Source organism: Dethiosulfatibacter sp. (assembly GCF_983023055.1).
Genome location: NZ_CEZJXU010000124.1, coordinates 1 through 5,666 on the forward strand (window position 1 = coordinate 1; position 5,666 = coordinate 5,666).

General features: G+C 37.7%; 6 protein-coding genes. 2 read left to right on the forward strand and 4 right to left on the reverse strand.

Translation table 11 applies throughout. From position 1 onward, the window contains the following. Both AC3AX0_RS05875 and AC3AX0_RS05880 read left to right on the forward strand, forming a co-directional pair. On the forward strand, positions 1-731 hold a 731-nt coding region (locus AC3AX0_RS05875; protein WP_487549374.1), incomplete at its 5' end, for a DegV family protein. An 87-nt stretch (positions 732-818) separates the two neighbouring features. Continuing rightward, complete coding sequence (locus AC3AX0_RS05880; RefSeq protein ID WP_487549375.1) at positions 819-2,330, forward strand: HD domain-containing protein; 1,512 nt, start codon at positions 819-821, stop codon at positions 2,328-2,330. Between the two features lie 2 nt (positions 2,331-2,332). Here AC3AX0_RS05880 and AC3AX0_RS05885 read toward each other — a convergent pair whose 3' ends face one another. The 4 genes from AC3AX0_RS05885 to AC3AX0_RS05900 all read right to left on the reverse strand — a co-directional run. Further along, positions 2,333-3,454: a sensor histidine kinase gene (locus AC3AX0_RS05885; RefSeq protein ID WP_487549376.1), complete on the reverse strand. Its 1,122-nt coding sequence runs from the start codon at positions 3,452-3,454 to the stop codon at positions 2,333-2,335. Positions 3,455-3,467: 13 nt separating this feature from the next. Next, entirely contained in the window at positions 3,468-3,947 is a 480-nt protein-coding gene (locus AC3AX0_RS05890) for a chemotaxis protein CheD (RefSeq protein WP_487549377.1), read from the reverse strand. A 209-nt stretch (positions 3,948-4,156) separates the two neighbouring features. Then, the gene (locus AC3AX0_RS05895) at positions 4,157-4,744 is read right to left on the reverse strand and encodes a TetR/AcrR family transcriptional regulator (protein WP_487549378.1); all 588 of its coding nucleotides are present in this window, start codon (positions 4,742-4,744) and stop codon (positions 4,157-4,159) included. An 84-nt stretch (positions 4,745-4,828) separates the two neighbouring features. Then, positions 4,829-5,666, reverse strand: an 838-nt coding sequence (locus AC3AX0_RS05900; protein WP_487549379.1) for a methyl-accepting chemotaxis protein, incomplete at its 5' end; no start/stop codon positions are given.

Below are 5,666 nucleotides of genomic sequence, written 5' to 3' on the forward strand. Positions count from 1 at the left end.
GAGTGGAACTTACAAACGAAGAATTTTATGAAAAACTAGGCGAATCAGAACAGCTTCCAACAACTTCACAGGTCAATCCTGGAGAGTTCGTGGAAATTTTCAACGAAATCCTCGATGCAGGAGACGAAGTTATAGGAATATTCATTTCCACTGGACTTAGCGGAACTTATGGTTCAGCAGAAATTGCCAGGGACATGATTAAGTCTGACAATATACATATCATTGATTCAAAGGGAGTTACAGCAATGACAAGTCTCATGTCCATAGAAGCTTCAAAAATGGCAGAAAAGGGCAAAAGCGCTTCTGAAATAATGGGAATCCTTGAGAAGATGGTAGAAAACATGCAAACCAGGTTTATAATAGATACCCTTGAATATCTTGTAAAAGGTGGCAGGCTTTCAAAGGCTCAAGGAGCCATTGGAGGGCTGTTAAATGTCAAACCCATAATAAGAGTCGAAGGAGTAGTTGAAGCAGTCACAAAGGTAAGAGGAAGAGCCAAGGGGATAAAGTACCTTATGGACTGGCTCTACAGTGAACAGTTCGACCTTTCAGACAAGACAGTCTTCATTGTAAACTCAAACGACCAGGCTTTCAGCGACAAGCTTAAAGCATCACTTCTTGAAAACTTCAAAGTGGGAGAAATTCTTGAAGCGCAGATCGGTGCAGTTGTAGGAACCCATGCTGGTCCCGGATGTTCGGGAGTGGTTTTCTGCGATATGGATATGGAATAATTCAAAAGCCCGAAAAAGTCATCTTTACTATTTGAAACATACGATGTTTTTCAGTACATTAACAAATAAATAATTTGGAGGTGTCATATGGATACATTCAATATTCTCCTTGTGGAGAACAATAAAGAGGATATAAAGATTATATCCGATACACTTAATAAAATAAATACTTGCAATATATATACATGTTCAAATGGTAAAGAGGCTCTTGATCTCATTGGCAGGAAGAATTTCAACATAATAATGACCAATATGGATCTTCCTGACTTCAAAGGGTATGACTTCATAGATTCAATGAGGAAGATTTTCAAGACAAACACCATACCTGTTATTGCCATTTCAAACAATCCCCTTAATTTTTATAATAAGAAACAAGGTTATAAGCTTGATGTACTGGATTTCCTGGTAAAGCCCTTTAACAAATACAAACTCCTCGACGACATTTATAGATTTTTGAATTCATCAAGGATTATCCACGATCTGACTGAAGAGCTTACAGCCATAAATGATGAGCTTAGGATGCAGAATATTGTTCTCACCAATACCTATAAAAAGATAGAGCACCTTACTTTTCACGACAGTCTTACAAATACATTCAACAGGACATATTTCGACAATCTTGTAGCCGGTGGTACTCTAAAAAGAATGCTTCCTTTAAGCATTCTCATGGCTGACATGAACAATTTGAAACTGATCAACGATGCCTTCGGCCATCAAAAAGGCGACAGGCTTATTAAGGATGCTGCAGACTATCTGGCCAGTAATTTCAGGGACGACATAATCATAAGGTGGGGTGGAGACGAGTTTTTGATCCTCATGTCGAACACCGACTACTCCACAGCCCAAAAAATCGTATCAAGAGTCGGTGACAAGTATTTCAAGGTAAGCAATGATTTTCTTAAGCCCCACATGGCTGTAGGTCTTTCCACCCTCGAAAATAAAGATGAAGATATTTCCGAAGCAATCAAGAATGCGGAAAACAGAATGTACCGAAACAAGATGATGGACAATAAGAGCTACAGAAGCTCCATTGTCGAATCCCTTACAAATTCTCTTCTTGAGAAGGATTATGAGTCCATGAAGCATACCAAGAGGGTTGCCGATATTGTGAATAAAATAGCTGAAAATATGAAAATGTCGGTTGCCGAAAAAGATGAAATACATCTTCTTGCAACTCTTCACGACATAGGAAAACTTGCGGTACCTGAAGAGATTTTGTTGAAGAAAGGAAAGCTGAATGATGCAGAGTGGGCAATAATAAAAAAGCATCCCATAACGGGCTACAATATATGCAAGACCATCCCTGAACTTTTGCCAATAGCTGAGAACATACTTACACACCACGAATGGTGGAATGGTGAGGGCTATCCCCAAGGATTGAAAGGTGGTGAAATACCACTACTCTCCAGGATTATATCAATAGCGGACGCCTATGATGTTATGACCAACAAAAGAACCTACAAAAAGGCAATGTCTCACGATGAAGCTCTCAAGGAACTTATAAGATGCTCCGGAACACAGTTTGATCCCTATTTAGTAGATGTGTTTGTAAATCACTGCGCAACGGATGTAAGAAGGCTTATTAGAATAGCAATATAGGTTCAGGCCTGGTCAAGTATTAGCCTTACTTCAAATTCTGTTCCTGTTCCCAGATTGCTTTTGACATTTATTTTCCCTTCCATTGCATCGACGGTTTTCTTGACTATATAGAGTCCAATTCCGCTTCCACCGTAATTTCTGGTCGATGTTGCATCAAGCTGTACGAAGGGTTTGAATATCACCTTTAGATCATCTTCAATCATTCCAATTCCCGTATCCAGAAATGAAACAGCTATTTCTGACTGTACTTCATTGAGAGGAAATATTTCAATATCAACCTTCACAACTCCTTCTTCAGTAAACTTTATTGAATTGTCTATAATATTTGAAAAGACCATTTTCAGCTTTTCATCATCACCTACAAAATTACAATTTTTCTCCCTGCAGCAATTATAAATAACTACAATTCCTTTTTCTCTTGCTGATTTTTCATATTTTATCAACAGTTCTTCCATTAAGTATCTTAGATTGAATTCAAGACCTTCAAGCTTTATCTCTTTTGATTCAATATTTGCCATATCAAGAATATTGTTCATGGTAGTCTGCAATCTTTCCGTAGCCATGCTTATATATTTCATGTATTCCTTCTGTTCGTTATTGATGGGTGTTGTACCTAAAAGGCTTAGAAAACCCAATATCCCGTGAAGTGGAGTTCTTATCTCATGAGAAACATTTGCTAGAAACCTTGTTTTAACAGTATTTGCTTCTTCAGCCATTTTAACGGCATCCATAAGCTCAGCTCTTTTTTTCAATGATTCTTCATAGTCCTTTGTAATGTTTTTTAAATATGTTGTCATGTAATCTTCATTATAATAGACAAAATGTATCCTGAACCATTTATGTATATCACTGACGTAAAACACGAAGTTCGTTTTACTTTCTTCCCTGTACACTTTATTAATGATTCCAAAAATATCAACTTCATTATTTGTGATTTTAGGTAAAACCTCGGTAATTCTTTTATTAATCACATCTACTACTGAAATGCCTGTCTCGATCTCAAATGCATCATTTACCTCAATAGTTGTGAAATCGGATATTTCTCCTTTTTCCCTGACCAGCTTAACAACTGAACATGCAATGGGGGAATTTTTGATTATAGTTTCATATAAATTTGTTTCCATTTGTTTCTCCATATCAACTAATTTTATTGAGATTTTCAACAAGCTTCATTTCTATTCTTCCGTCAGACACATGTCCGTAGATTGTTCGAGGTCTTGATCCACCTGTATTTCTATATACCCTTCTTATACCCATATTTTCAAGTACTTGAAGAACTGTTTCCACATTGCGCTCCCCTATCTGAAAGTAGCTGTTTTTCCTAGAATCCAATCCTCCAAAAACAGATACATGAAGTCTCGTCTTTAAAACACCATATTTGTTATTGAGTTCCCTGTACAGGTTGCTTACTGCAATATCTGCATATTTGCCGGGATTAATCACAGAGTCTTCACTGTTTATTTTTGAGTCAGGAAGCATCACATGAGCCATTCCCATGACTTTTCTGTCTGGACTGTACATTACAACTCCCACACAAGAAGCTAGAGCGAAGGTGGCCAGTACATCATCTATACTGCTGCTCGTTTTATATTCTCCAATTCCTACAAGTATCTGCATTTCAACCTCTTTATAATCATGACACGGGGATAGTCCGCCGGTCTGGGATTGTTTATTATTGCGGTGCTTTTAACCATACTTTATATTTATACATCGGCTAATATAAATATAACTTGAATTTTTTTTAAAAAAAACGCACAACCTCTTAATAGAGTCTTGCGCGTTTTTGGCATTTATTAGTTCAGATCATGACTAGGAATCTGTCCACATCATGATTTTGTTTTGTCCAACAGAAACTCAATCTTTCCAATAACTGATTCCTTCAGACTCGTCGAGCAATTTCCCAACTTCCAGCTGCAGATAGACATCCATATAGTATCAGAAATTATACAAGCGTATTCATCAGATTCAATGTCTGCAATTATTTCTCCTGTTTCATAACCTTTTCTTACAATGGTCTTAATAAAACTGTCCCTGCCTGATATTATAGAAATCATCCTGTCGTTCAGGTCCTTGTCGTATTTAAATACGTCAAATGAAAATACAGGCGTTACTATTTCAGGATAATTCTCATAGTTTGTTACATAGGTTTTTACGATAAACCTTATTGACTCCCTTGCTCCCATATCACTTTCCCTTATTGTGTTCCTAATCCCTTCGTCAAATGCTGCAAAACTTTCGATTATTACCTTCACAATCTCCTTCTTACTTTTGAAATGCTTGTAGATTGCAGGTTCCGTAATATTCTGCCGTCTTGCTATTTCCTTAGTAGTCAGTCCCTTAATCCCTTTTTCATCAAGAAGCTGAACTGCAGTTATAATGATTCTATCCTTTCTTTTCAAAAAATCGTCAATCACCTAAATCATCTCCCGTTAGTCATTATTTTTGCAGTTTAGTATCAATTTAACACTCTTAAAGGGATAATGCAATATGGTTATTTATCAGTATTTGCAAAACTCCCTGTCTTCAAGTCTTATAACTACGTCATCGCCTTGGTTCCTAACGGTCTCAAGTTTTCTTGAATATTCATTGCCATGGTAATTGTTTCCATTTTTTAACAAATCACCTTTTAATTTCACTTTGCTGACAAGTCCCATTAGGACCTCAGACTGGCTTGAAAGCTCCTCGCTGGCAGCAGCGCTTTCTTCCGCAGTTGCCGAGTTGCTCTGTACAACTTTTGAAACCTGGTCCAGTCCTTCATTTATCTGCGTCACAGCTGAAGCCTGTTCATTTGACGCAACAGATATTTCAGAAACAATATCTGCTGTTTTTTCAACTCCTCTTACAATTTCTCCAAGAGCCTTTGCTGTATCATTTGCTTTATTCGTACCTGCTTCAACCTTCTTGATAGACCCCTCTATCATTGCAGTTGTTTCCTTTGCTGCATCGGCACTTCTTGCTGCAAGATTTCTAACTTCCTCGGCAACAACAGCAAATCCCTTTCCGTGCTGGCCTGCTCTTGCCGCTTCGACTGCAGCATTTAGTGCAAGAAGGTTTGTCTGGAATGCAATATCATCAATGGTCTTGATTATCTTTGATATATTTCCTGAAGATTCATTTATATCCTTCATGGATCTAAGCATTTCATTCATATGCTTGTTGCCTTCCACTGCATTTATTCTCACTTCAGAGGTTATATCTTTAGCTTCGTTGGAGTTTGATGCATTCTGCTTTGTCTGCACTGCGATTTCAGTTATTGAAGCCGTAAGCTCTTCAAGTGAGCTGGCCTGCTCAGTTGATCCATGAGAAAGCTCCTGACTTCCATCGGATACCTGCCTA

Coding starts and splice junctions, on each gene's coding strand:
- AC3AX0_RS05880 (WP_487549375.1), top strand. CDS start 819: ATGGATACATTCAATATTCTCCTTGTGGAGAACAATAAAGAGGATATA.
- AC3AX0_RS05885 (WP_487549376.1), bottom strand. CDS start 3,454: ATGGAAACAAATTTATATGAAACTATAATCAAAAATTCCCCCATTGCA.
- AC3AX0_RS05890 (WP_487549377.1), bottom strand. CDS start 3,947: ATGCAGATACTTGTAGGAATTGGAGAATATAAAACGAGCAGCAGTATA.